Source organism: Rhodopseudomonas palustris (genome assembly GCF_013415845.1).
GTDB lineage: Bacteria > Pseudomonadota > Alphaproteobacteria > Rhizobiales > Xanthobacteraceae > Rhodopseudomonas > Rhodopseudomonas palustris_F.
In genome coordinates this window covers 5,007,131-5,029,916 of sequence record NZ_CP058907.1, presented here as the reverse complement: position 1 = coordinate 5,029,916, position 22,786 = coordinate 5,007,131, and the positions used below count along the sequence as shown (strand labels likewise).

Below are 22,786 nucleotides of genomic sequence, written 5' to 3'. Positions count from 1 at the left end.
TGGCCGTCGCGTGCTCACCCGACGCACGATCGCTTGCACCGCCCTCGGACTGATCGCTCTGTGCTGGAGCGTGCAAGCTGGCGCGCAGAACCGCTGCACCGGCCCGACATCCGGCGTTCCGCCTGAGACGATCGCGGCGCTGGCCCGCGGCGTGAACGTCTCAAACTGGACCGAGAACGCGCGCCTGCAAGGACCAAGTCCAGAATTGCTCCGCGCAGTGCGCGGCGCCGGCTTCACCCATGTTCGGCTACCGGTCGCCGGCGATCTGGTGATGCGCGCCTTCAGTCCGCCGGCCACCATCGAACGACAGCTCGCCGGCGTCGATGCCGCGCTCACCGAGCTGATTGGCCTCGGCTTCTTTGTTTCGGTTGACCTGCATCCGGGCGATGGTTTCGGTCGCCTCCACCGCGACGACCCCAAGGCCTCGATGGCGGCGCTGACCGATGCGTGGAGCAATCTAGCGACGGTGATCCGCAAGCATCCGGCCGAGCGCGTGTTCGCCGAGCTGTTGAACGAGCCTGATATTGCGCCGGATCGTTGGCAGAGCGAGGTCGAACAGCTCGCCGTCTTCGTGCGTGGGCTGTTGCCGCAGACTACGCTGATCGTCGGGCCGACCTATTGGCAGCGCGCCGACTCGCTCCCGCAGCTCAGGCCGCTCGCCGACCGCAACGTCGTCTATGCGCTGCATTTCTATGATCCGATCGTGTTCACCCATCAGGGTCATTGGGATCCGGCCAATCCGCTGAGCCGGGTTCGCGACCTGCCATTCCCGCTGGTCGCCAACGATCCCGCCGTCGAGCGGCTGCGCAGCGAGCTGACCTTGCGCAGCGATAATGAGGCGCTGCAGGAGCTGGACAAAGCGATCGTTCAGGCCGGCTCGCCGAGCTATGTGGCCCGGCAGTTGATTCCGGCCGTCGCCTGGCAGGAGCGCTACGCACGACCGCTGATCATCAATGAGTTCGGCGTGTTCAAATCGGCGGCGCCGCGCGACAGCCGGCTGCGCTGGCTGGAATCGGTTGTCGATTCGGCCGAAGCCAATTGCTGGGGCTGGACCTATTGGGAGTTGGATCAGGGATTTGGTCTGGCCGATCCGCGCACCGGCAGGTTGGACGCCGGCGTAATTGATGCGCTGATGCATCCGCGTTGAGCGGAGAAGGAAAGGTCAGCGAGACCGCGTCAGCAGCAGATACATCGCATAAGGGTTGGTCTTCAGATAGCGCACCCCGAGCCGGCGCGGCTCGAGCGCCATCCGCCACAGCCATTCGAGGCCGACCTTCTGCATCCATTGCGGCGCGCGCGGCTTCGATCCCGACAGGAAGTCGAACAGGCCGCCGGAGGTCTTGATCACGCCCACGGTGGTCAGGCGATTGCGATTGCGGACGACGAACGCCTGTTCGCGCGGCACGCCCATCGACACCCACAGGATGTCCGGCGCCAGGGCGCCGATTTCGCGGCACACCGCGATTTCCTCGGCCTCGTTGGCGAAATAGCCGTGGCGATGGCCAACCAGACGCAGCCCGGGATAGCGACGCTGCATGCGCTCGACCGCGCGTCGGTTGGATTCCGCATTGGCGCCGAGCATGTACATGGTCGCGCCGCGCTTGCTGGCTTCGCGCGCGACTTCGTGGAACAGGTCTGTCGTGGCGACGCGTTCGGGGAGCGATTGCCCACAACGGAACCGCGACACGAACACCAGCGGCATGCCGTCGGCATGGATGGCGTCGGCCTCCATCAACAAGCCGCGCTCGGTCTCGTCGACCGCGCAGCGGTACGTGACTTCCCCGTTCGCGGACGTCATGTAGGCCGGATAGCGCCACAAACCGCGACGCTGCAGCGCTTCGTCGACCATAGCGCGCGCAGTCTCGGCCTGGTCGCTCACCACGATCGGCAAGCCCCCGAGCAAAACGCGCGGCCATTGTCCGAACCGCTTGCGGCGGCGATCGCCGGAGACTCGGCGTTCACCGTGCGGCAGATGGCCGTCGAACGGAATCCAAAACGCAGCTTTCCTGCGGTCCGACTTGCGCCGTTCGGCGCCCGTCGTCGCATCCGGCTTGTCGCCGCCATCTTGCGTGTTGGACATTCCACTTCCTCTCGACCGTGAAGGTCGATCGTCTTTGCGGCAGAACAATCGATCATTCGACTAATGGAAGCAACCTTTGGCCAACCGCCTCCATTCAACAAGGTAAAGTGGTTAAAGCCGTATCGCTGCGATCGCAGAAAGGTCCCGGTAGCTGTCCTGCAAACGTTCTGGACTGTGCCGATTTGGCGCGCCGTGCCGTGGTGAGACAGCTGGCTGGCAGTGCGGTCTCAGCCGAGACGGCGCTCCCAGGCGAGCGCGTCGCGCACGATCTGCTCGAGATCGTCGTAGCGCGGCGTCCAGTTCAGCGCGGTCCGGGCGCGCTGATTGGCGGCGATCAGCGCTGCAGGGTCGCCGGCGCGGCGGCCCTTGATCTGCACCTCGAAATCGACGCCCGACACGCGCTTCACCACGTTGATCACGTCGAGCACGGAGTAGCCGTTGGCGTAGCCGATGTTACAGGTGATGCTCGGCTTGCCGGCCCGCAGATAATCGAGCGCATCGAGATGCGCCTGCGCCAGATCCGACACATGCACATAGTCGCGGATGCACGATCCGTCGGGCGTGGAATAGTCGGTGCCGTAAACGTCGAGTCCGGAACGCTTGCCGAGCGCGGCCTGCACAGCGATCTTGATCAGATGGGTCGCGTTCGGCGTGGATTGTCCGGCGCGGCCTTGCGGATCGGCGCCGGCGACGTTGAAGTAGCGCAGCGCCGCGTAGCTGAACGGATACGCCTGCGCGACATCGGCCAGCATCCATTCGACCATCAGCTTGGAGCGGCCGTAAGGATTGATCGGACGCGTCGGATCATCTTCTTCGACGGGCGTGCGGTCCGGCTCGCCATAGACTGCGGCCGTCGATGAGAACACCACATGCGGCACGCCATGATTGACCGCGCATTCGAGCAGCGTGCGCGCGTTGGCGGTGTTGTTGCCGTAGTAGGCGAGGGGCTGGGTGACCGATTCCGGTACCACGATGCTGGCGGCGAAATGAATGATCGCCTCGATCGGGTGTTCGTCCATGATCCGGCCGACGAAGTCGGCATCGCCGACATTGCCCTCGAAGAACGGCACCTCAGTCGGCACGATCGCGCGCGACCCGGTGGAGAGATTGTCGATCACCAGCGGCCGTTCGCCGGCGCCGAGCAGGGCGAGCGTCATGTGGCTGCCGATGTAGCCGGCACCGCCGGTCACGAGGATATGGCGTTTGGTCATGCGCTGCGTTTGAGGCTCTTTGGCGGGCGGTCAGCCCGCGGAAACGGCCGGATCCGATCGGCTGCGTCGGAACTGAGTGCTGGCGATCGCCAGGCTCCAAGTCAAGCCCACCAGCATGAAATAGTGCCGCCAGTGGTCGGTATCGATGATGAAACTCTCGAGCAGCGTTACCACCATCGCCGTCACCACCACGATGGTGATCCGCTGCCATGGCGTGCGGACGAACACGTTGCGCAGCCCATAGGCCGCTGTCACGAACACCAGAGCCGGGTACAGCGTGCCGCTGATCCAGCCGCCGGACATGAACGCGTTGAGGAACGAGTTGTGGGTATCCTCGGGAAAGAACCGCCGGAATTGCAGTGGGCCGATGCCGGTCGGATAGTCGAGCGCCATCTTGGCGCCGAGCAGATGCCGACCGAACCGGCCGAACCGGCCACTGTCGTAAGGCTGCGACAGGCTGGCGCGCTCCTTGAACAGCGCGTCGATCTGATCGAACGACAGCAGCACCGCAATGGTGGCAGCGAGCACGATCAGCGCGAGTGCGGCAAGCACGACGATGCGTAGCCGCCGCTGCTGCGTGGGTGCGGTGATGAACATCAGCGCGACTGTCAGCAACGAAGCGGCGGCCAGCATGCCCCAGGCGGCGCGTGAGAATGCCAGAAACACCGCGAGCGAGATGATGCCGAACGCGATGCCGTTGCGCATCATCGTCCAGAACGAACCTTCGATCGCCCGCTGCAGGCTGTAGATCGCTGGAAAGATCAGAAACGCGCCGAGCACGTTCGGATCTTTGAACGTGCCGCGCGCGCGCCCCACATAGGTCAGCAGGTCCTGCCCGCCCGGCAGCAGATTGAAGTAGCCGACGATGCCGGCCAGTGCTGCGATGAGGCCGCCGACCAGATAGCCATGGGCGATCGCCTCGGCGCGTTCGCGGGTGTCCTGCAGACACACCATCGCGAAGAAAACCGCGGTCACCGCCATGTACCACGAGGTCAGGATCCAGTTCAGAATGATGGGGTCGTCCATCAAGCCGACCGCGCCGATGCTGTAGCCGAGTTCGATTCCGACCAGCAGCCCGATCGGCACGATGAGCGCCGGCGCAAGCCGGAGCCCGCCGGTGACGGCGAGCACTCCCAGCGCCAGCACGATGGCGATTTCGTAGGGGCTCGGCTCGATGAACACGATCGCGCCGCTGGCGCCGACCAGCCACAACAGGCCGAGCTGCAGTGCTTTGAGACGGGGCGGGCTGGCTCGAGCGACGGCTGGCGCGAGGGCAAAGTCGGTCATCGGTTCAACCTTGCATCGCTCGGTCTGAAAGGTCTCGTTAACCTTGCCGCGGTGCGCCGCAGCTCCGGCGCGTAACAGTGGGGCACCTCAAGCCCGCGGCGCGAGTATGAAGCGACGGAATTAACGACAACTTATCGCTAATCCCGAGGAATGGCGTCTCGCCGTTCATACGCCTTTACCACGATCGCGGTCCGTGCATGCGCGAGGCGGTTCGTCTGCGCTATCGGAGTCTCCAGCAGGATCACATGGAGGATGCGATGACGATCAGCAGGAGAGCATTGCTTGGGACGGCCGCGGGTGCGGCGATCTGCGCCGTCGGTGCGCGGCTGGTCTCGCCGGCGCTGGCGGACGCGGCGGCGTACCCGAATCGCCCGGTGAAGTGGATCGTGCCTTATGCGGCCGGCGGCGCGACCGACGTGCTGTCCCGCCTTGTGTGTCAGTATCTCTCCGAGAAGCTCGGCCAGAGCTTTGTGGTCGAGAACAAGCCTGGTGCCGGCAGCACCATCGGCACCCAGGCGGTGATCAATTCGCCAGCCGACGGCTACACGCTGCTGCTGACCAGCACCGCGAATGCGATCAACGCCTCGTTCGACCGCGCGCTGCCGTTCGATTTCGCCAAGAGCATCACGCCGGTCGCCGGCATCGCCCGCATTCCTCTGGTGCTGGTGATCAACAACGACATTCCGGCCACCAACGTCGCGGAGTTCATCGCCTACGCCAAGGCGCATCCGGGCAAGATCAGCGTCGGCTCGTCGGGCATCGGTACCTCGCTGCATCTGTCGGGAGAGTTGTTCAAGTCGATGGCCGGCATCGAGATGGTGCACGTGCCGTATCGCGGTTCGGCACCCGGCCTGACCGATCTGATGAGCGGGCAGATCCAGGCGATGTTCGACAACGTCACGTCGTCGTTCGCGTTGGCGCAGGCCGGCAAGATCCGTGCACTCGGGGTCACCAGCCGTGAGCGCTCGGCGGTGCTGCCGGAGGTGCCGCCGATCGGCGACTCGCTCACCGGCTACGATACCAGCTCGTTCTACGGCGTCGGCGCGCCGCAGGGCACGCCGCAGCCGATCGTTGATCTGCTCAACCGCGAGATCAATGCGGCACTGGACGAGCCGGCGATCAAGCAGCGCATCGCCGATCTCGGCGCCATCGCGCTGCATGGCGATGCCAGGCAGTTCGGCGCGATGCTGGCGGCTGAGACCGAAAGCTGGCGCAAGATCGTCGAGGGCTCGGGCGTCCACAAGGAGGGCTGAGCCTCCGTCTGCCAGCGTTCCTTGCCGCCGCCCGCGGCACGGTGACGCCGGCTTGCAAATCGGCCCCAAGGCCCCGATATTTCCGGTTGCACGCGGTGTTGCGCAACAGGAGACGCCGGATGCCGTCGCTCCCCGAATGGAATGTCCCGGCCGCGATTCGGCCTCGCTCGGCCGATTTCGGCTTCGATCTCGATCGCGCGTTGTCTGCGGTGGTCGGGCTGCACGCGATCATTCCGGCCGATGCCTACACCGCCGGTACGCTCGGCACCGAGCGCGCCGGCAACGGCGTGCTGATCGACGACGGTCTGGTATTGACCATCGGTTATCTGATCACCGAAGCCGAAACGGTGTGGCTGCATCTCGGTGACGGCCGCGTCGTTGAGGGCCATGCGCTCGGATTCGATCAGGAGAGCGGCTTCGGCCTGGTTCAAGCGCTCGGCCCAATCGATCTGCCGCCGCTACCGCTCGGCCGCTCTGCTTTCGCCAAGGCGGGCGAGCGCGTCATTATCGGCGGCGTCGGTGGCCGCACACGGTCGGTGGCCGGCCGCATCGCCACACGTCAGGAATTCGCCGGCTACTGGGAGTATCTGCTCGACGATGCGATCTTCACCGAGCCGTCGCATCCGAACTGGGGCGGCACCGCGCTGCTGTCGGCGACCGGCGAACTGATCGGCGTCGGCTCGCTGCAGATCGAACGCAGCGGCTCGAACGAGCATTACAATTTGAGCGTGCCGATCGATCTGCTGCCACCTGTGCTGAGCGATCTTCGGAAGTTCGGCCGGCCGAACAAGCCACCGCGGCCGTGGCTCGGGCTGTATTCGACCGAGATCGAAGACAAGGTCGTGGTGGTCGGAATTGCGCCGAAGGGCCCGGCGGCGCGCGCCGAGCTGAAGACCGGCGACGTGATCCTCGCAGTCGCGGGCGACAAGGTGACCAGTGAAGCGGAGTTCTATCGCAAGGTCTGGGCACTGGGCACTGCAGGCGTAGAGGTGCCACTGACGCTGTTCAGCGGCGGCGCCACCTTCGACGTGGTGCTGCATTCCTCCGACCGCGCTAAGTTCCTCAAGGCACCGCGGCTGCATTGAGCTCGCCGGGCCCGCGATCTGACGCTTCGACATCAAGAGTCATTGCAGGGCTTGCCCCGGCAATCCATCCTCTTCGCAACAGTGGCGCATTGAGCAGGCGCGCTTTCGCGTCCGATGGATACCCGGATCAAGCCCGCGTATGACGTCAGCATCGGGGATCGGCGGTGGTCTCCTCATCCGCGGTGAGTATCTGACTCACTTCCCCGGGATCTTGTCGTCGATGCCTTTGACGTAGAAATTCATGCCGCGGATCTGGCCGTCGTCGAGCTGGTCGCCGCCTTTGCACTCGACCTCCTTGCCATCCTGGTCGACGATCGGGCAGGCAAACGGCTTGATGGTGCCGGCGGCGATGCCGGCCTCGGTGTCGGCGGCGAGTTTCTTCACGTCGTCGGGCATGTTGGTGTAGGGGGCCATCTGGATCATCTTGTCCTTCAGGCCTTCCCATACATCCTGCGATGCCCAGTTGCCGTCCATCACCGCTTTGACGCGCGACACGTAGTACGGCGTCCAGTTGTTGACAATGGCGGTGAGCTGGGCCTTCGGTCCGAACTTGATCATGTCGGAGTCCTGGCCGAACGCATGAATGCCGCGGTCGTTGGCGATCTGCATCGCCGCGGCGCTGTCGGTATGCTGCATGATCACGTCGGCGCCCTGATCGATCAGCGCTTTGGCCGCGTCGGCTTCCTTGCCGGGATTGAACCAGGAGTTCACCCAGACGATCTTGATCTTGATGTTCGGATTGATCTTCTGCGCCGCCAGCATGGTGGCATTGATGCCGGAGATCACTTCGGGCACCGGGAACGAGCCGATATAGCCGAGCACGCCCTTCTTCGAGACCTTCGCGGCGATCGTGCCCTGGATGGTGCGGCCTTCGTAGAACCGTCCCGCATAGGTCGAGACGTTCGGCTCGCGCTTGTAGCCGGTGGCGTGTTCGAATTTCACGTCCGGATATTTCTTGGCGACCTTGATCACCGAATCCATGTAGCCGAACGAGGTCGCGAAGATCAGCTTGTGGCCGGCGCGGGCGAGCTGCTCGATCGAGCGCTCGCCGTCGGGACCTTCGCCGACCTTCTCCAGAAAGGTGGTTTCGACGCGATCGCCGAATTCCTTGATGATCGCCTGGCGCGCCTGATCGTGTTGATACGACCAGCCGAAGTCGCCGACCGGGCCGACATAGACGAAGCCGATCTTCAGCTTGTCCGGTTTGCTGTCCGGCTTGTCCTGGGCCGTCGCCGCCGACAGCCCCGCGCAGCTGGCCGCCAGCACCAGCGCCGCCATGATCGCCTTGTTCATCCGATTCTCCGCTTCACCGTTCGGGGGATCGTAATTTGCGAGTCCCGCGCCCCCGCCGCGCGCGGCTCCCGGATCTCGTCTCTAGCGCTCCGGCACGAAGGCGGTTCCGAGCGCCGCCGGCGCCACCGACCCGCCCCGGCGGACGCGCGAGATCAGCACCAACACCAGCACCGTGGCAAGATAGGGCAGCGCCGACATAAGTTGAGATGGCACGCCGAGGCCGATCGCCTGGGCGTGCAGTTGCAGGATCGAGACGGCGCCGAACAGGATGGCACCGGCCACCAGCCGGCCCGGCCGCCACGAGGCAAACACCACCAGCGCCAACGCGATCCAGCCGCGACCCGCCGTCATGCCGGGCGCGTAGAACGGCGTATAGGCCAGCGTCAGATAGGCGCCGGCGAGCCCCGCACAGCCGCCACCGAACAGCACCGCCAGCGTCCGGATCGCCGCGACATTGTAGCCCAGCGCATGCGCCGAGGCTGGATCGTCGCCGACCGCGCGCAGGATCAATCCCGTGCGGGTGCGGGCGAGCACGTAGGCGATCGCGGCGATCAGCCCGATCGCCAGATACACGAGCGCATCCTGGCCGAACAGCAGCTTGCCGATCAGCGGCACGTCCGTGAGCCATGGCAGCCACAGATGCGGTGCGGCAATGATGTTCTCGCCGACGAACGGCGCGCCGATCAGGCCGGCGAGGCCGGTGCCGAGGATCGTCAGCGCCAGGCCGGCCGCGACCTGATTGATCGCAAGCCCGATCGTAGCCAGCGCAAACATCGCCGAAAGCGCGACGCCGGCTGCGATTCCGCACAGCGCGCCGATCGCGGTCGAGCCGGTCGCCCAGGCACCGGCGAAGCCGCACACCGCGCCGATCAGCATCATGCCTTCGACACCGAGGTTGAGAACGCCGGCGCGCTCGGCAATCAGCTCACCGCTCGCCGCCAGCAGCAGCGGCGTCGAGGCGGTGACGATCGACAGCAGGATTGCTTCAATGAGGCCCATGCAACGCCTTTCGTTGCGGGCTGCGCCAGCGGATGCGGTACAGGATCAGCGAGTCGCAGGCGAGCACGTAGAACAGCAGGATGCCCTGGATCACGCCGGTCATGTCCTGCGGTAGTTTGAGGGCGATCTGCGCCTGCTCACCGCCGATGAATGTCAGTGCCAGGAACAGTCCGCTGGCGAGAATGCCGAGCGGATTGAGCCGGCCGAGAAACGCCACGATGATCGCGGTGAAGCCGTAGCCCGGCGAGATGTCCGGCTGCAGATGCCCGATCGGGCCGGCGACTTCGATGATGCCGGCAAGGCCGGCCAGGGCGCCGGAGATCGCGAACGTCGTCAGCACCAGGCGGTCGGCATTGAAGCCGGCAAACCGCGCCGCGCGCGGGGCGGTGCCGACCACGCGGATTTCGAATCCCTTCAGCGTGCGGCCGAGCAACACGGTTGCCGCGGCAACGGCGATCAGCGTCAGGATCAGACCGGCATGGACGCGGCTGCCGGCGATCAGTAGCGGCAGCGTCGCGGCGGAGTCGAACTCGGCGGTCGTCGGGAAGTTGAATCCGGCGGGATCTCGCCACGGCCCGCGCACCAGATAGTCGAGCAGCAGGCCCGCGACATAGACCAGCATCAGGCTGATCAGGATTTCGGAGGCGCCGAACTTCACCTTGCACAGCGCCGGGATCAGCGCATAGGCGGCACCGGCCAGCGCTCCCGCCAGTAGCATCACCGGCAGCAGCCACGGTCCGGGATTGGTCCCGTGCATCATCACCGCCAAGCCGCTGCCGGCGATCGCGCCGATCAGCAATTGGCCTTCGGCGCCGATGTTCCAGGCATTGGCGCGATAGCACAGCGCCAATCCGACCGCGATCATCACCAGCGGCGAGGCCTTCACCGCGATCTCTTGCAGCGAATAGCCGTCGGTCAGCGGCGTGATGAAGTACACTGCCAGCGCTGCGGCCGGATTCTGGCCGAGCGCGGCAAACACGATCGTCATGGTCGCCAGCGTCAGTGCGATCGCCAGCAGCGGCGAGGCAAGCGCGAGCGCCACCGATCGTTCGCTGCGCCTCTCAAGCACCAGCGACATCGCGCACCTCCGTCGGCCAGCCGCTGCCGCCCATCAACAGCCCGAGCTGATCGCGGCCGATCTCGCTGACGGGGCGTGGCGGCGATAGCCTTCCGTGAAACATCACCGCGATGCGATCGGCGATCTCGATCAGCTCATCGAGGTCCTGGCTGATCACCAGCACTGCCGCGCCGCTTGCGGCGAGATCGAGCAGTGCTTGGCGGATCGCGCTGGCGGCGCCGGCATCCAGCCCCCAACTCGGCTGATCGACGATCAGCAGACGGGGCTGCCGCAGGATCTCGCGTCCGACGATGAATTTCTGGAGATTGCCGCCGGACAGCCGCGCCGCCTCCGGATCTCGGCTGGCTTTGCGTACGTCGAAGGCCTCGCTGACCCGATCGACCAGCGCCAGCGCAGCGCCGCGGTTGACCAGGCCGAACTTCACCAGCGCGCCGGTCGCGTGTCCGGTCAGCAGCGCGTTGTCAGACAAGCTCATCGTCGGCACGGTGGCGTGGCCGAGCCGTTGTTCTGGCACGAAAGCGGCGCCGAGCCGGCGCCGCTGGTTGATCGAGAGGCTTCCGGCGGCCTCGCCGGCAATATGGATCACGTCCGATTGCGCGACCTGCGTCTCGCCGGACAGCGCCGCGAACAGCTCGTCCTGGCCGTTGCCGGCAACGCCTGCGATACCCACGATCTCGCCGCTGCGCACCTCCAGCGCGATGTCGCGCAGCGTCACGCCATGCGGATCGTCAGGACGCTGCGTCAGACCGCTGACGCTCAGCAACGGGCCGCCGATCGAATGGCTGGACTGCTTCGGCGCCGTCACGTCGCTGCCGACCATCATCCGGGCCATCGAGGCGGCGCTTTCCTGGCGTGGGTCGCAGCTGCCGACGACGCGGCCGGCGCGCAGGATGGTGGCGACGCCGGCGAGGCGCTTCACCTCGTCGAGCTTGTGAGAGATGTACAGCAGCGCGCGGCCATCGGCCTTCAGCCGTTCCAGCACGTCGAACAGCCTATCGGCTTCCGCGGGTGTCAGCACGGCGGTGGGCTCGTCGAGGATCAAAAGCTGCGGGTTTTGCAGCAGCGCGCGGACGATCTCGATGCGCTGCCGCTCGCCGACCGACAGTCGCCATACCTCGCGCTTGGGATCGAGCGGCAGGCCGTAGCGCTGCGAGATCTGCTCCAGCTCCGTCGCCAGCCTGCCGACCGAGATGCGGCGATCGAGCCCAAGCGCGACATTCTCGACCACGGTGAGATTGTCGAACAGGGCGAAGTGCTGCGACACCGCGGCGATGCCGTAAGCTCGCGCTTCCGCCGGGCCCGCGAACGCGATCGGCGTCCCGCGCCAGATCATCCGGCCGTCGTCCGGCTGCAGCAGCCCGGTGATCAGCTTCACCAGCGTCGACTTGCCGGCGCCGTTCTCACCGAGCAACGCGTGGACCTCGCCGCCGGCGATGTCGAGATCGATCGCTTGATTGGCGACAAAGCTTCCGAATCGCTTGGTCAGCCCGCGCCCCTGAAACAGCGGCGGCGACGGCTCGCGCGGATCGGAATCAGAAGGGGGAGCCATTCACCATCACATCGGCGGCAGGGTAATTCCGTAAGGTCCACGACCGGGCAAGGACGCCCGCGCGCCGATAATGTAATTGAAATCCGCCGCGGCGGCGATCCGTCATCCGTTCGTCGACTCCACGGCTTAGGTCGTCCTCTATACCCTGGAAACCATCATGGCCGTCCGTTTGATCATTGCCTGGGTGCTGCTCGCCGCCGTCGTCGGGTGGGGGGCTTGGTTCGTCGCACGTGCATCGCGCCAGGCGCTGTGGCTCAGAGTCGCGGTCGCGGCGATCGTCCTCGCAGGCTGTGCGGCGTCGTTCTGGATGTACGGCGATCACCTCGACAAGACGCTCGGTGCGGTGGTCGGCTATTTTCTGTTGTGGGGCTCGGTTTTCGTCCTGTCCGGTGCCTGCGCCGGCGTGGTCGTCGGCACGTTGATTGCGCTGTTGCTCGGTTAGAGCCGCGGCCGGCAGGCCGATGAAACCGAAAGCCGGCAGGATCGTTGTGCAAGACCCGCGCGGCGGGGTTCCGCGCCGCTTGCTGTCGTTCGCCCTCCGGAGGCCCTCATGACCTTTCGTTTCGCCGCTCCCGTCCTCGCCGCCGGCTTCGCTGGTGCGCTGCTGCTCGCACCGACTGCGGGCGTCGCTGCGGGCGCTTTCGACGGCCTGGCCGGCTACTGGGCGGGTAATGGACGCGTGCAGATGTCGGACGGCTCGGCCGAGCGGATTCGCTGCCAGGCGTCGTATGCGGTCGGCGGCGGCGGCCGTCTGATGCAGCAGAAGCTGACCTGTGCCAGCGACAGCTACAAGTTCGACATCTCGAGCAACGTCGAAGAATCCGGCGGCCGCATCTCCGGTACCTGGGGCGAGGCGACCCGCAACGTTACCGGCAATGTGTCGGGCACGATGCGTGGCGGCAGCCTCTCGGCGCAGGTGGGAGGACCGGGCTTCAACGCCTCGTTGTCGGTCGTGACCCGCGGCACGTCGCAGTCGGTCACGATCGTGCCGCAAGGCAATGACGTGCGGCAGATCTCGGTCTCGATGAAGCGCCGCTAAGCGAGCCTAAGACGGCGTGTGCCAGCGCATACGCCGCCACTCGCGCATTTGATCTATCTTACAGAATAGTAAGTAATCGCCTTTTCCTCTGCATCTCTCCGCGCAAGCTTTCCAGTCTGTGCTCGCGTGCGCGTGATAGCATCTTGCCGAAGATTAATATCAGGCACAGCTCGCCGTAAGGTCGCTCTCCTATATTCAGTCTCATCGTTTCACGCTCACGATCGACCAGATGGAGACCATGTCATGGAAGGCGACCATTTCGACCACGTATCAGCTCAAACCGAGGCTCACATCCGCAAGGTGTTGAGGCCGCGGCGTCTCTCGCTGTTGGCTTCCGCTGCCGGCTTGAGCATGGTGGTGGCGCTCGGCGGCGCCGGATTTCTCACCCGCGAGATGCCGTCGCTGACGTCGCCGGCCTATGCGGCTGAAAACGGCAAGCCGGCGCCCGCCGGGTTCGGCGATCTGGTCGACAAGGTCAAGCCGGCAGTGATTTCGGTGCGGGTCAAGATCGACGACGATCGCCAGACCACGCCGCTGGTGCGTGACGATGGTGACGGCGATCAGATGCAGATGCCGCGGGGCCTTGCACCGTTCCAGCAGTTCGAGCGTCAGTTCGGCTTCCGCGGTCCTGAAGGCATGCCGAAGCGGCACCAGATGATCACCGGCGAAGGCTCCGGCTTCTTCATCACCGCCGACGGCTACGCGGTCACCAATAATCACGTGGTCGATCACGCCAAGTCGGTGCAGGTGACGACCGACGACGGCACTATCTACACCGCCAAGGTCGTCGGCACCGACGACAAGACCGATCTGGCGCTGATCAAGGTCGACGGCAAAACCGATTTTCCGCACGTCAATTTCGCCGATGCGCCGGCGCGCGTCGGCGATTGGGTGATCGCTGTCGGCAATCCGTTCGGCCTCGGCGGCACGGTGACGGCGGGCATCGTCTCGGCGCGCGGCCGTGACATCGGTTCGGGCCCCTATGACGACTACGTGCAGATCGACGCGCCGATCAACAAGGGCAATTCCGGCGGTCCGGCGTTCGACACCAATGGCAATGTGATCGGCGTCAACACCGCGATCTATTCGCCATCGGGCGGCTCGGTCGGCATCGGCTTCGATATCCCGGCGGCGACCGCGAAGCTGGTGGTGTCGCAGCTCAAGGACAAGGGCTACGTCACCCGCGGCTGGCTCGGCGTGCAGGTGCAGCCGGTCACGGCGGAGATCGCCGACAGTCTCGGCATGAAGCAGGCGCGCGGCGCTCTGGTCGACAGTCCGCAGGACGGCAGCCCGGCCGCGAAGGCGGGCATCAAGGCCGGCGACGTGATCACGGCGGTCGACGGCAAGGAGGTCAAGGACTCCCGCGCGCTCGCCCGCACCATCAGCACGCTGGCGCCGGGCTCCTCGGTGAAGCTTGACGTGCTGCACAACGGCCAGTCCAAGACGATGGATCTGACGCTTGCCGAAATGCCCGGTGATCATCAGAAGGTCGCCGACAGCAGCGGCGATCGTGACGCTACCCGTCCGTATCTCGGCCTGCGCGTGGCGCCGGCCAGCGACGTCGACGGTGCCGGCAAGAACGGGGTGGTCGTTACCGGCGTCGATCCGGACGGGCCGGCCGCCGACAAGGGCCTGCGCACCGGCGACATCATCCTCGACGTCGGCGGCAAGGCGGTGACCAATACCGGTGACGTCCGCAACGCGCTCACACAGGCCGGCAAGGACGGCAAGAAGACCGTGCTGATGCGGGTGAAGACGGCGGATTCGGCGGCACGCTTCGTCGCCGTGCCGATCGCGAAGGGCTGAGCTGAACGGCTCCATCTGGTGAGTTCCGGCAAGGGACGGCTTCGCGCCGTCCCTTGTTCGTTTGAGAGGGTCATCGGTGAGTGAACCGTACGATGCGGTACCGCGCACTCCGCCGCACCCCCGCCGACGGAACGGGCGTTGGTACCGACCGTTGTCTCGGCAGACCGTCTGCCGGCCGTTGCTGGGTCGCAAACGTGGTCGATCAGTTCTCAGAACAAGGAGAGTTTCAATGATGACAACGCGTATCCTTCCCGCGGCCGCGCTAGTGCTGGGCTCGATTGCCGTGGCGTCCGTTCCGGCGTCGGCCGCTCCGTTGATGGTGGGCGCTGCCGCCCAGCCGGCACCGGTAACTACACAGCAGGTGCAGTGGCGCCATCATCATCACGGCTGGCATGGCGGTGGCGGTTGGCATGGCCACCGCGGCGGCGGTTACTATCGGCACGGTGGCTATGGCTGGGGCCCGGCGATCGGCGGCCTCGCGGCCGGTGCGATCATCGGCGGCGCGATCGCCAACAGCCAGGCGCAAGCCGGCGCGGTCGACGCCGACGCGTACTGCTCGCAGCGTTTCCGCTCGTATGACCCGGCCTCGGGCACGTATCTCGGCTACGATGGCCGGCGTCACGCCTGCCCATAACGGTTAGGCGATCTGAAACGACAAAGCCGCGCGGATCGCTCCGCGCGGCTTTTGTTCGTAGCGACTATTTGATGGCGCCGCTAATCGGCGCCGTCGTCAGCCGAATTGCGATCGTCGATGAAGTATTTGATCCCCGCGATCATGGCGGTGAAGGTCGCGATCCAGACGATCCGTGAGCCATAGCGGTCGTGCGGGCCGGAAATGATGCCGCAGATCAGCGCGTTGCCGAGCAGCGCCAGCGTCACCGTGCCGGCCAGCAGCGTCACGTCGTCGAGGCGGTGCCGCCACAGCGCCGAGCCGAGGATCACCAGCATCAGCACCATCGATCCCAGCGCCACCGGCACGTGGACCATGTTCACAGCGTCGAAATTGATATCCCAATGCTGCTGCTTGGCGGCCCGCATCGCCTTGCTCTGCTCGGGCAGATAGCGCTCGATGATGCCGTAGGTGTGCGGCAGCCAGCCGTTGGTGCCTTCGCCGGTGGCGACATGCACCAGCTGATCCCAGGTCGCCTTGGTGGCGGCCTTGAACTGCATCCACGGATAGGCGGTCACGGCCTGCTTGGAGATGAATTCCATCTCGTCGCTCATGCCTTCGAAGCGGCCGAGCTTGTCGAACATGTTGTTGCCGCCCCACAGGAAGTCGTCGCCGGTCGGCGGCAGCTCGTCCTTGTAGGGGCACAGCTTGAGCTGTTGGCGGGGGCAGTTGTCGTCGAGGTAGCGCTTGACGATGCCATCCTGCAGCATCCGGCCGAACGCGACGCCGGAGCCGCCCGGGGTCCAGGTGAACTTGCCCGACAGCGCGTAGTTGCAGCTGAGCACCAGCAGCGCGCCGATCACCAGGGCCGAGCTGGCCAGGGTCAGGCCGGACGCGGTAACCCGGCCGCGCAGCCAGGGCAGCAGCAGCCAGCCAGCGCCGCACACGCCGGTGAGCACGATCATGGTGGCGCTGTGGGTCGAGGCGGCGAACGCCGTGAAGGCGAACAGCAGAATCTTTTCGACCACCGAGGTCTGGTCGCGATAGGCGATCAGCAGGAACAGCGACAGCACCGACAGACCGGCGAAGATATCGGTCAGCAGCATGCTGGTGATCCACGGCAGCGCCGTGGTGGCGATCAATCCCACGCCGATCGCGGCGAGCCCGAACGGTTTCGTGATACCGAATACCCGCAGCGTCAGCTGGATCAGCCACAGTGAGACGATGGCCTGAAAGCCGAGGTTGAGCCAGAACTGGGTCTGCTCACCAAGATGCAGGTAGATGCCGTAGGAGGTCGCGCGGTTGATGACGAGGTAACCCTCGTACCAGCGAGCGAGGTAGCCGCCGGTGTCGTATTGGAGCAGCGGATAGCCGTTCCAGATCGCCGGGGCCAGCATTAGCAGTGGCAGTACAAACAGCGCGATCCGCGCCGCGTTGCTCCGGCGCGCTTGCGCGGCGAGAACCTTACCGGGAATAGAAGTCTCCATCTCGACCGCTCTTATCAGCGCTGTGGACCGTCGGAAGCGACGGGTGCCGGCTCAATTCGGCAACCGAGGCCGTCCGCGGCGGCCCGCACCATAGTGATTTCCGTTGACTACACAAGCGCTTCAGGCCGCCAGATAAGCCCTCAGGCCGGGCGCAGATGAAGTACAAATGAGGTCGCTTTATGTCGGGTGTGCACCCTGCGGTGCCCATGCCCGAGCGGCTGCAACCATAGGGCGCCTTTGATGAACGAAGCCTGACTGAGTTCATTGGCCATCGGGCGGTGGTGGCGACGCCGCCGAGATGGTTATAATTCCCCTGAACGGGAAGACCGCCGGGGCGGCGGGCCGGCCGGAGCCCGTGTTCAGGACGTCGAAAGGACGGGAATGAAGATCAAGACCAAGCAGTTCCGGGTCGGGGAAGGCGAGAAAGTCGACCTCGGCAAATGGCCCACCAAGGTCGATCCGTTCTATGAATCCAAAGAGCATTACCATGAATTGCTCCGCACCCAGGTCGAACGGCTGAGCGATCTGCAGCAGTTGCTCTACGCCAGTAACCGCCACGCCGTGCTGCTGATCTTTCAGGCGATGGACGCCGCCGGCAAGGATGGGGTGATCCGGCATGTGCTGTCGGGGATCAATCCGCAGGGCTGCCAGGTGTTCAGCTTCAAGCACCCCAGCGCCACCGAGCTGCAGCACGACTTTCTGTGGCGGACCACCCGGGATCTCCCCGAGCGTGGCCGGATCGGCGTCTTCAACCGGTCCTACTACGAGGAAGTGCTGATTGTCCGGGTTCACCCGGACATCCTTCAGAGCGAGGCGGTGCCGAACGGCGAGAATTTCGGCAAATCGTTTTGGCACAAACGCTATCGTTCGATCCGCAATCTGGAGCAGCATCTGCACGCCAACGGTACCCGGATTGTCAAATTTTTCCTCCACCTGTCGAAGGACGAACAGCGCAAGCGCTTCCTGGCGCGGATCGACGAGCCGGAGAAGAACTGGAAGTTCAGTGCTGCCGATCTCGAAGAGCGTCAGTACTGGGACGACTATATGGATGCTTACGAGAAGTGCCTCAGCGAAACCTCCAGTGAGGACTCTCCGTGGTACGCCGTTCCGGCGGATGACAAGGAGAATGCGCGACTGATCGTCTCGCAGGTGATCGCCGAGACGATGGAATCGCTCAAAATGAGCTATCCGGAGACCACGCCCGCCCGGCGCAAAGAGCTATTACAGATGCGCCAGCAATTGTTGAAGTGAAGGGCGGCGTCCAGCCGCGCCCGGCGGTTGGTCGAATGCACCTGTCATGGTGATGACACGGTGCTGAGGTTACGGAGAACAAATGAACTTGCAGGGTAAGAAGGGTCTGGTCGTCGGCATTGCCAACGATCAGAGCATCGCATTCGGTTGCGCGCGCGCGTTTCGCGACGCCGGCGCCGAACTCGCCGTCACCTATCTCAACGACAAGGCCGCGCCTCACGTTGTCCCGCTCGCCGAACAGCTCGGCTGTCCGATCGTGGTGCCGTGCGACGTGCGCGAGCCTGGCCAGCTCGAAGCCGTGTTCGAACGGATATCCCAGCAATGGGGCCGGCTCGATTTCCTGCTGCATTCGATCGCGTTCGCGCCGAAGGAAGATCTCCACGGCCGCGTGGTCGATTGCTCGCAGGCCGGCTTTGCGATGGCGATGGACGTGTCGTGTCATTCGTTCATCCGCATGGCCAAGCTCGCCGAGCCGCTGATGCCGGACGGCGGCTGCCTGCTCACCGTGTCGTTCTACGGCTCGGAGAAAGTGGTCGAAGACTACAACCTGATGGGTCCGGTGAAGGCGGCGCTGGAAAGCTCGGTGCGCTACATCGCGGCCGAACTGGCGCCGAAAAAGATCCGCGTTCATGCGCTGTCCCCGGGGCCACTGATGACGCGCGCCGCGTCGGGCATCGCGCGGTTCGACGAACTCCTGGAGCGCACCCGCGCCCGGCTGCCGGCGCATCAGCTCGTCAGCATCGAGGATGTTGGCGCGGTCGCCGCTTTTCTGGTCGGTGACAGCGCGCGGTCGCTAACCGGCAATATCGAGTACATCGACGCCGGTTATCATGTGATCGGCTGATCGGATCGGGCTGGAGAGAATGATGGAGCAGATCCAAAACCGTACCTTCGATGAGATCGAGGTCGGTGACACCGCCAGTCTGGTTCGCACGCTGACCTATCGCGACATCGAGGTGTTCGCGGTGATGTCCGGCGACGTCAACCCGATGCATGTCGACGCGGCGTTCGCCAAGAGCGACATGTTCCATCAGGTGGTGGCGCACGGCATGTGGGGCGGGGCGCTGATCTCGACTCTTCTCGGCACGCAATTGCCCGGACCCGGCACGATCTATCTCGATCAATCGCTGAGGTTCGCAAGGCCCGTGCTGCTCGGCGACACCGTGACCGTCACGGTCACGGTCAAAGAGAAGAACGCGGCCAAGAAACGCCTGCTGCTGGATTGCCGCGCTACCAATCAGCGCGGCGAAGAGGTGATCACCGGCCTCGCCGAAGTGATCGCGCCGGTCGAGAAGATCTCGCGGCCGCGGGTGCTGCTGCCGGAAATTGATCTCAATCGCACCGCGCAGCGCTACGAGCGGCTGATCGAAATGACGCGCGGGCTGCAGCCGATCCGCACCGCGGTGGTGCACCCGGTGGATTCCGCCTCGCTGCTCGGCGCTGTCGAGGCGGCGCGTGAGGGGCTGATCGTGCCGGTCCTGGTCGGACCGGAAGCCAAGATCCGCGCCGCCGCCGCCCAGGCCGCGGTGGATCTTGCCGGCTACGAGATCGTTGCGGTCGAGCACAGCGCGGCCGCTGCCGAAGCCGGGGTGGCGATGGCGCGGGCCGGCGAGGTCGAGGCGGTGATGAAAGGCGCGCTGCACACCGACGAGCTGATGCACGCGGTGGTCGATCGTACCCGCGGTCTCCGTACCGCGCGTCGTATCAGCCACGTCTATGCGATTGACGCACCGGACTATCCCCGCGCGCTGCTGGTCACTGACGCGGCGATCAACATCTACCCGACGCTCGCTGACAAGCGCGACATCATCCAGAACGCGATCGATCTGGCGCATGCGCTGGGGATCGCCGAGCCGCGGGTGGCGATCCTGTCGGCGGTCGAAACCGTCACCGAGAGCATCCGCTCGACGCTCGATGCCGCCGCATTGTGCAAGATGGCCGAGCGCGGCCAGATCAAAGGTGGCATCCTCGACGGGCCTCTCGCCTTCGACAACGCGGTGTCGGAAGAGGCTGCCAAGACCAAGGGTATCGTTTCGCAGGTGGCGGGGCGTGCCGACATCTTCGTGGTGCCGGACCTCGAGGCCGGCAACATGCTCGCCAAGCAGCTCGAATATCTGGCACATGCCCGCGTTGCCGGGATCGTGCTCGGCGCGCGGGTGCCGATCATCCTGACCAGCCGCGCCGACAAGACGCTGGCGCGGCTCGGGTCTTGCGCGATCGCACTGCTGCTCGCTCGCCACAACACCGCGGCGCCGCCGCGCGTTTCCGGAGGTGCCGCATGAGCGACGTACTGCTGGTCCTCAATGCGGGGTCTTCGAGTATCAAATTTGCGCTGTATGAAGCGCACACCGAACCGACTGCCGATCATCTGATCTGCGAAGGCGGCATCGGCAGCCTTGGTCACCGGCCGCATTTCAAGGTGGTGAACAGCGACGGCTCGACGCGTTACGATACCTACCTGCCGGAAGGCACCAGCCACGACGACGCGATGGCGGTGCTGATCGGCTGGATCGAAACGACGTTTCCCGAGCACCGGCTGAGTGCGGTCGGCCATCGCGTAGTTCATGGCGGCGCGCTGTTCGACGGACCGGTGGACGTGACGCCTGAAGTGATCGCCCAGCTTCGCGCCTTCGATAGGCTGGCGCCGTTGCACCAGCCGCACAACGTGTCGGCGATCGAGGCGCTGGCCAAGTTGCATCCGTCGCTGACCCAGATCGCGTGTTTCGATACAGCGTTCCATCATCGTCTCCCTGAGGTCGCCACCGCCTTCGCGTTGCCGCGCGAGCTGACCGAACAGGGCGTCCGCCGCTACGGCTTTCACGGGCTTTCCTACGAGTACATTGCGGGCCGGCTGCCGGACGTCGCCGGACAGGCGGTCGCCGATGGTCGGGTGGTGGTGGCGCATCTCGGCGCCGGCGCCAGCATGTGTGCGATGCTGAGATGCCGCAGCATCGCCACCACGATGGGTTTCACCGCGCTCGACGGCCTGATGATGGGCAGCCGTTGCGGTGAGCTCGATCCGGGTGTGGTGCTGTATCTGCTCGAAGAGAAGAGCATGACGCCGCGCGAGATCGAAGATCTGCTGTATCGCGAGTCCGGCCTGCTCGGCGTCTCCGGCATCAGCGACGACATGCGCACGCTGCTGGCGAGCGACGATCCGCACGCCTGCGAGGCGATCGAATTGTTCGTCTATCGGATCGCCCGCGAGCTCGGCTCGCTCGCCGCCGCGCTCGGCGGGCTCGACGCACTGGTGTTCACCGGCGGCATCGGCGAGCATGCCTCGGAAATTCGGCGCCGTGTGTGTGAGCAGGCGGCCTGGCTCGGCGTGACGCTCGATCCGGATGCCAATGCGAGCCTGTCGGGGGCGGGGCGGATCAGCGCGCCGGACAGCAAGGTGTCGGCCTGGGCGATCCCGACCGATGAAGATCTGATGATCGCTCGCCATGTCTGGCGGCTTGCCGACGGCGGGCGCTGATCAGCCGGCGTCGGCGTTAGTCGGTCGCATCGCCGGGGCCGTCTGGTCGTGCTCCGGCAGGGTGTCGATCGCCGGCACCAGCGGCACATGATCAGCGCCGGAGGCGACCTCGCGGACCCGGCCGGGCCGATTGCGTTTCACCGCATACAACGCCTCATCGGCCTTGTGCAGCAACTCGTCCAGCGTGACGCCATCGGCCGGCGCCCACGCGCGGCCGAAGCTGGCGCCGAGCATCACTGCTTCGCCGGCGATCGCATAAGGCTCCGACAGCGCCGCGACGATGCGGCGGCCGAGGTCGTCCGCTTCTGCCGCATCCGAGACGTTGGCCTGCACGACGACGAATTCGTCGCCGCCGATCCGCGCCGCGAGGTCATCGTCGGCCAGCAGCTCGGTCATCCGTCCGGCGACGATGCGCAGGATCTCATCGCCGGCCGCGTGGCCGAACCGGTCGTTGGCCTCCTTGAAGAAATCGAGATCGAGGCTGATCACTGCGAAGCTCTCGCCATGGCGGGCCAGGCGCTTGGCGAGTTCGTTGAAATGTTCGACCAGATGCCGCCGGTTCGGCAGGTTTGTCAGCGCGTCGGCACGGGCGAGCCGGGTTGCTTCGGCGCGTAGCGTGAGTTGCTCGGCGGTGGTGGCGTGGATGTAGTCGATCAGTTCGAGGCCGCCCAAGGCGAACAGCAGGAACAACACCGCCTGAGCCACGTGCAGAAGGTCGAAATTCCACAGCGCCGCCGCGACCGCCGGAGTCACTGAGACCACTAGCGAGGCCTGCACGATCCATGGCCGGATCGAAAATCGCGTGGTGGTGCCGGCGCAATAGCCGAACACCAGACCGCCGGCAATCATATGCGCCGCCAGATCTGACAGCAGGAAGCAACGCACCGCGAAGGCACCGACGCAGACGCCGGTCGAGATCACGCCGACAGCGAGACGGCGTTCCCATTGCTTCGCGGTCTCGACATCGAGTGGGTGTTTTGCGACCGCGTGGTCGAACGCGAAACACAACGCGAGCCGTCCCAGCGTCACGGCCATGCCGGTGAGTCCGATCACCGCCATCACCACGTCGCGGGTCTGCCAGGCGACCGCGAGGCCGGTGGTCAGCATCGCACAGCCCACCACAACGATGGGCCAGCGCGCGGTGTACAGCAACCGAACGAATTCGATGTAGACGGCGTTCGCGATCTTGCTGTTCGCGGTCATCAGAGGTGTCGATCTCGCAGCAATGTGCCGCGTCAGACCTGCGCCCGTTGCGACAGCGCGATACCTATTCCCACAATGCT

General features: G+C 65.4%; 20 protein-coding genes. 11 read left to right on the top strand and 9 right to left on the bottom strand.

The genetic code is table 11. From position 1 onward, the window contains the following. Window positions 1-10 precede the first annotated feature (10 nt). Window positions 11-1,147 carry a glycoside hydrolase family 5 protein gene (locus HZF03_RS23045; protein WP_119017796.1) on the top strand — a complete coding sequence of 379 codons (1,137 nt, stop codon included), beginning with the start codon at window positions 11-13 and terminating at the stop codon, window positions 1,145-1,147. Window positions 1,148-1,162: 15 nt separating this feature from the next. On the opposite strand, the gene HZF03_RS23040 is transcribed toward HZF03_RS23045, so the two are convergent. The 3 genes from HZF03_RS23040 to HZF03_RS23030 all read right to left on the bottom strand — a co-directional run bounded on the left by HZF03_RS23040 (window position 1,163) and on the right by HZF03_RS23030 (window position 4,578). Then, a complete protein-coding gene (locus HZF03_RS23040; protein ID WP_119017795.1) occupies window positions 1,163-2,080 on the bottom strand; it encodes a WecB/TagA/CpsF family glycosyltransferase in 918 nt (305 codons plus the stop codon). Window positions 2,081-2,307: 227 nt separating this feature from the next. Continuing rightward, window positions 2,308-3,291: a UDP-glucose 4-epimerase GalE gene (gene galE, locus HZF03_RS23035; RefSeq protein WP_119017794.1), complete on the bottom strand. Its 984-nt coding sequence runs from the start codon at window positions 3,289-3,291 to the stop codon at window positions 2,308-2,310. 30 nt (window positions 3,292-3,321) lie between these two features. After that, window positions 3,322-4,578, bottom strand: a complete 1,257-nt coding sequence (locus HZF03_RS23030; RefSeq protein ID WP_119017793.1) for an O-antigen ligase family protein — start codon at window positions 4,576-4,578, stop codon at window positions 3,322-3,324. 257 nt (window positions 4,579-4,835) lie between these two features. Here HZF03_RS23030 and HZF03_RS23025 point away from each other — a divergent pair, with 257 nt between their 5' ends. After that, window positions 4,836-5,831 (top strand): Bug family tripartite tricarboxylate transporter substrate binding protein, encoded by a 996-nt coding sequence (locus HZF03_RS23025; protein WP_104513050.1) that lies wholly within the window; start codon window positions 4,836-4,838, stop codon window positions 5,829-5,831. A gap of 119 nt (window positions 5,832-5,950) precedes the next feature. Next, on the top strand, window positions 5,951-6,916 hold the full coding sequence (locus HZF03_RS23020; protein WP_012497734.1) for a S1C family serine protease: 966 nt from the start codon (window positions 5,951-5,953) through the stop codon (window positions 6,914-6,916). A 195-nt stretch (window positions 6,917-7,111) separates the two neighbouring features. On the opposite strand, the gene HZF03_RS23015 is transcribed toward HZF03_RS23020, so the two are convergent. The 4 genes from HZF03_RS23015 to HZF03_RS23000 form a co-directional block, all read right to left on the bottom strand. Beyond that, window positions 7,112-8,209 carry a BMP family ABC transporter substrate-binding protein gene (locus HZF03_RS23015; protein WP_119017792.1) on the bottom strand — a complete coding sequence of 366 codons (1,098 nt, stop codon included), beginning with the start codon at window positions 8,207-8,209 and terminating at the stop codon, window positions 7,112-7,114. An 81-nt stretch (window positions 8,210-8,290) separates the two neighbouring features. Next, window positions 8,291-9,208: an ABC transporter permease gene (locus HZF03_RS23010; protein WP_119017791.1), complete on the bottom strand. Its 918-nt coding sequence runs from the start codon at window positions 9,206-9,208 to the stop codon at window positions 8,291-8,293. After that, on the bottom strand, window positions 9,195-10,286 hold the full coding sequence (locus tag HZF03_RS23005) for an ABC transporter permease (protein WP_119017790.1): 1,092 nt from the start codon (window positions 10,284-10,286) through the stop codon (window positions 9,195-9,197). The genes HZF03_RS23010 and HZF03_RS23005 overlap by 14 nt, the downstream gene beginning before the upstream one ends. Continuing rightward, the gene (locus HZF03_RS23000) at window positions 10,270-11,835 is read right to left on the bottom strand and encodes an ABC transporter ATP-binding protein (RefSeq protein ID WP_119017789.1); all 1,566 of its coding nucleotides are present in this window, start codon (window positions 11,833-11,835) and stop codon (window positions 10,270-10,272) included. Before HZF03_RS23000 ends, HZF03_RS23005 begins: the two co-directional genes overlap by 17 nt. Window positions 11,836-11,992: 157 nt before the next feature. Here HZF03_RS23000 and HZF03_RS22995 point away from each other — a divergent pair, with 157 nt between their 5' ends. From HZF03_RS22995 to HZF03_RS22980, 4 genes are all read left to right on the top strand, one after another. Then, complete coding sequence (locus HZF03_RS22995; protein WP_011160106.1) at window positions 11,993-12,277, top strand: hypothetical protein; 285 nt, start codon at window positions 11,993-11,995, stop codon at window positions 12,275-12,277. A 108-nt stretch (window positions 12,278-12,385) separates the two neighbouring features. Then, window positions 12,386-12,874: a hypothetical protein gene (locus HZF03_RS22990; protein ID WP_012497729.1), complete on the top strand. Its 489-nt coding sequence runs from the start codon at window positions 12,386-12,388 to the stop codon at window positions 12,872-12,874. Between the two features lie 243 nt (window positions 12,875-13,117). Continuing rightward, complete coding sequence (locus HZF03_RS22985) at window positions 13,118-14,680, top strand: Do family serine endopeptidase (protein WP_119017788.1); 1,563 nt, start codon at window positions 13,118-13,120, stop codon at window positions 14,678-14,680. Between the two features lie 229 nt (window positions 14,681-14,909). Then, window positions 14,910-15,314, top strand: coding sequence for a BA14K family protein (locus tag HZF03_RS22980; RefSeq protein WP_119017787.1), 405 nt, complete (start codon window positions 14,910-14,912; stop codon window positions 15,312-15,314). Window positions 15,315-15,394: 80 nt separating this feature from the next. Here the strand turns inward: HZF03_RS22980 and HZF03_RS22975 are convergent, their stop codons facing one another. After that, the gene (locus tag HZF03_RS22975) at window positions 15,395-16,777 is read right to left on the bottom strand and encodes a hypothetical protein (protein WP_012497727.1); all 1,383 of its coding nucleotides are present in this window, start codon (window positions 16,775-16,777) and stop codon (window positions 15,395-15,397) included. Window positions 16,778-17,158: 381 nt separating this feature from the next. On the opposite strand from HZF03_RS22975, the gene HZF03_RS22970 reads away from it, so the two are divergent. The 4 genes from HZF03_RS22970 to HZF03_RS22955 all read left to right on the top strand — a co-directional run bounded on the left by HZF03_RS22970 (window position 17,159) and on the right by HZF03_RS22955 (window position 21,503). Next, window positions 17,159-18,028, top strand: coding sequence for an ADP-polyphosphate phosphotransferase (locus HZF03_RS22970; RefSeq protein WP_011160101.1), 870 nt, complete (start codon window positions 17,159-17,161; stop codon window positions 18,026-18,028). 82 nt (window positions 18,029-18,110) lie between these two features. After that, window positions 18,111-18,872 (top strand): enoyl-ACP reductase FabI, encoded by a 762-nt coding sequence (fabI, locus tag HZF03_RS22965; RefSeq protein ID WP_011160100.1) that lies wholly within the window; start codon window positions 18,111-18,113, stop codon window positions 18,870-18,872. Window positions 18,873-18,894: 22 nt separating this feature from the next. Next, window positions 18,895-20,310 (top strand): bifunctional enoyl-CoA hydratase/phosphate acetyltransferase, encoded by a 1,416-nt coding sequence (locus HZF03_RS22960; RefSeq protein ID WP_011160099.1) that lies wholly within the window; start codon window positions 18,895-18,897, stop codon window positions 20,308-20,310. After that, complete coding sequence (locus tag HZF03_RS22955; protein ID WP_119017786.1) at window positions 20,307-21,503, top strand: acetate/propionate family kinase; 1,197 nt, start codon at window positions 20,307-20,309, stop codon at window positions 21,501-21,503. The genes HZF03_RS22960 and HZF03_RS22955 overlap by 4 nt, the downstream gene beginning before the upstream one ends. Here the strand turns inward: HZF03_RS22955 and HZF03_RS22950 are convergent, their stop codons facing one another. Then, window positions 21,504-22,706: a GGDEF domain-containing protein gene (locus HZF03_RS22950; RefSeq protein ID WP_119017785.1), complete on the bottom strand. Its 1,203-nt coding sequence runs from the start codon at window positions 22,704-22,706 to the stop codon at window positions 21,504-21,506. Window positions 22,707-22,786 lie beyond the last annotated feature (80 nt).

What these genes read in the sequence shown, in the direction of transcription:
- galE (WP_119017794.1), bottom strand. Translation starts at nt 3,291, where the DNA reads ATGACCAAACGCCATATCCTCGTGACCGGCGGTGCCGGCTACATCGGC.
- HZF03_RS22955 (WP_119017786.1), top strand. Translation starts at nt 20,307, where the DNA reads ATGAGCGACGTACTGCTGGTCCTCAATGCGGGGTCTTCGAGTATCAAA.
- HZF03_RS22995 (WP_011160106.1), top strand. Translation starts at nt 11,993, where the DNA reads ATGGCCGTCCGTTTGATCATTGCCTGGGTGCTGCTCGCCGCCGTCGTC.
- HZF03_RS22980 (WP_119017787.1), top strand. Translation starts at nt 14,910, where the DNA reads ATGATGACAACGCGTATCCTTCCCGCGGCCGCGCTAGTGCTGGGCTCG.
- HZF03_RS22985 (WP_119017788.1), top strand. Translation starts at nt 13,118, where the DNA reads ATGGAAGGCGACCATTTCGACCACGTATCAGCTCAAACCGAGGCTCAC.
- HZF03_RS23040 (WP_119017795.1), bottom strand. Translation starts at nt 2,080, where the DNA reads ATGTCCAACACGCAAGATGGCGGCGACAAGCCGGATGCGACGACGGGC.
- HZF03_RS23000 (WP_119017789.1), bottom strand. Translation starts at nt 11,835, where the DNA reads ATGGCTCCCCCTTCTGATTCCGATCCGCGCGAGCCGTCGCCGCCGCTG.
- HZF03_RS23025 (WP_104513050.1), top strand. Translation starts at nt 4,836, where the DNA reads ATGACGATCAGCAGGAGAGCATTGCTTGGGACGGCCGCGGGTGCGGCG.
- HZF03_RS22975 (WP_012497727.1), bottom strand. Translation starts at nt 16,777, where the DNA reads ATGGAGACTTCTATTCCCGGTAAGGTTCTCGCCGCGCAAGCGCGCCGG.
- HZF03_RS23020 (WP_012497734.1), top strand. Translation starts at nt 5,951, where the DNA reads ATGCCGTCGCTCCCCGAATGGAATGTCCCGGCCGCGATTCGGCCTCGC.
- HZF03_RS22950 (WP_119017785.1), bottom strand. Translation starts at nt 22,706, where the DNA reads ATGACCGCGAACAGCAAGATCGCGAACGCCGTCTACATCGAATTCGTT.
- HZF03_RS22970 (WP_011160101.1), top strand. Translation starts at nt 17,159, where the DNA reads ATGAAGATCAAGACCAAGCAGTTCCGGGTCGGGGAAGGCGAGAAAGTC.
- fabI (WP_011160100.1), top strand. Translation starts at nt 18,111, where the DNA reads ATGAACTTGCAGGGTAAGAAGGGTCTGGTCGTCGGCATTGCCAACGAT.
- HZF03_RS22960 (WP_011160099.1), top strand. Translation starts at nt 18,895, where the DNA reads ATGGAGCAGATCCAAAACCGTACCTTCGATGAGATCGAGGTCGGTGAC.
- HZF03_RS22990 (WP_012497729.1), top strand. Translation starts at nt 12,386, where the DNA reads ATGACCTTTCGTTTCGCCGCTCCCGTCCTCGCCGCCGGCTTCGCTGGT.
- HZF03_RS23010 (WP_119017791.1), bottom strand. Translation starts at nt 9,208, where the DNA reads ATGGGCCTCATTGAAGCAATCCTGCTGTCGATCGTCACCGCCTCGACG.
- HZF03_RS23030 (WP_119017793.1), bottom strand. Translation starts at nt 4,578, where the DNA reads ATGACCGACTTTGCCCTCGCGCCAGCCGTCGCTCGAGCCAGCCCGCCC.
- HZF03_RS23015 (WP_119017792.1), bottom strand. Translation starts at nt 8,209, where the DNA reads ATGAACAAGGCGATCATGGCGGCGCTGGTGCTGGCGGCCAGCTGCGCG.
- HZF03_RS23005 (WP_119017790.1), bottom strand. Translation starts at nt 10,286, where the DNA reads ATGTCGCTGGTGCTTGAGAGGCGCAGCGAACGATCGGTGGCGCTCGCG.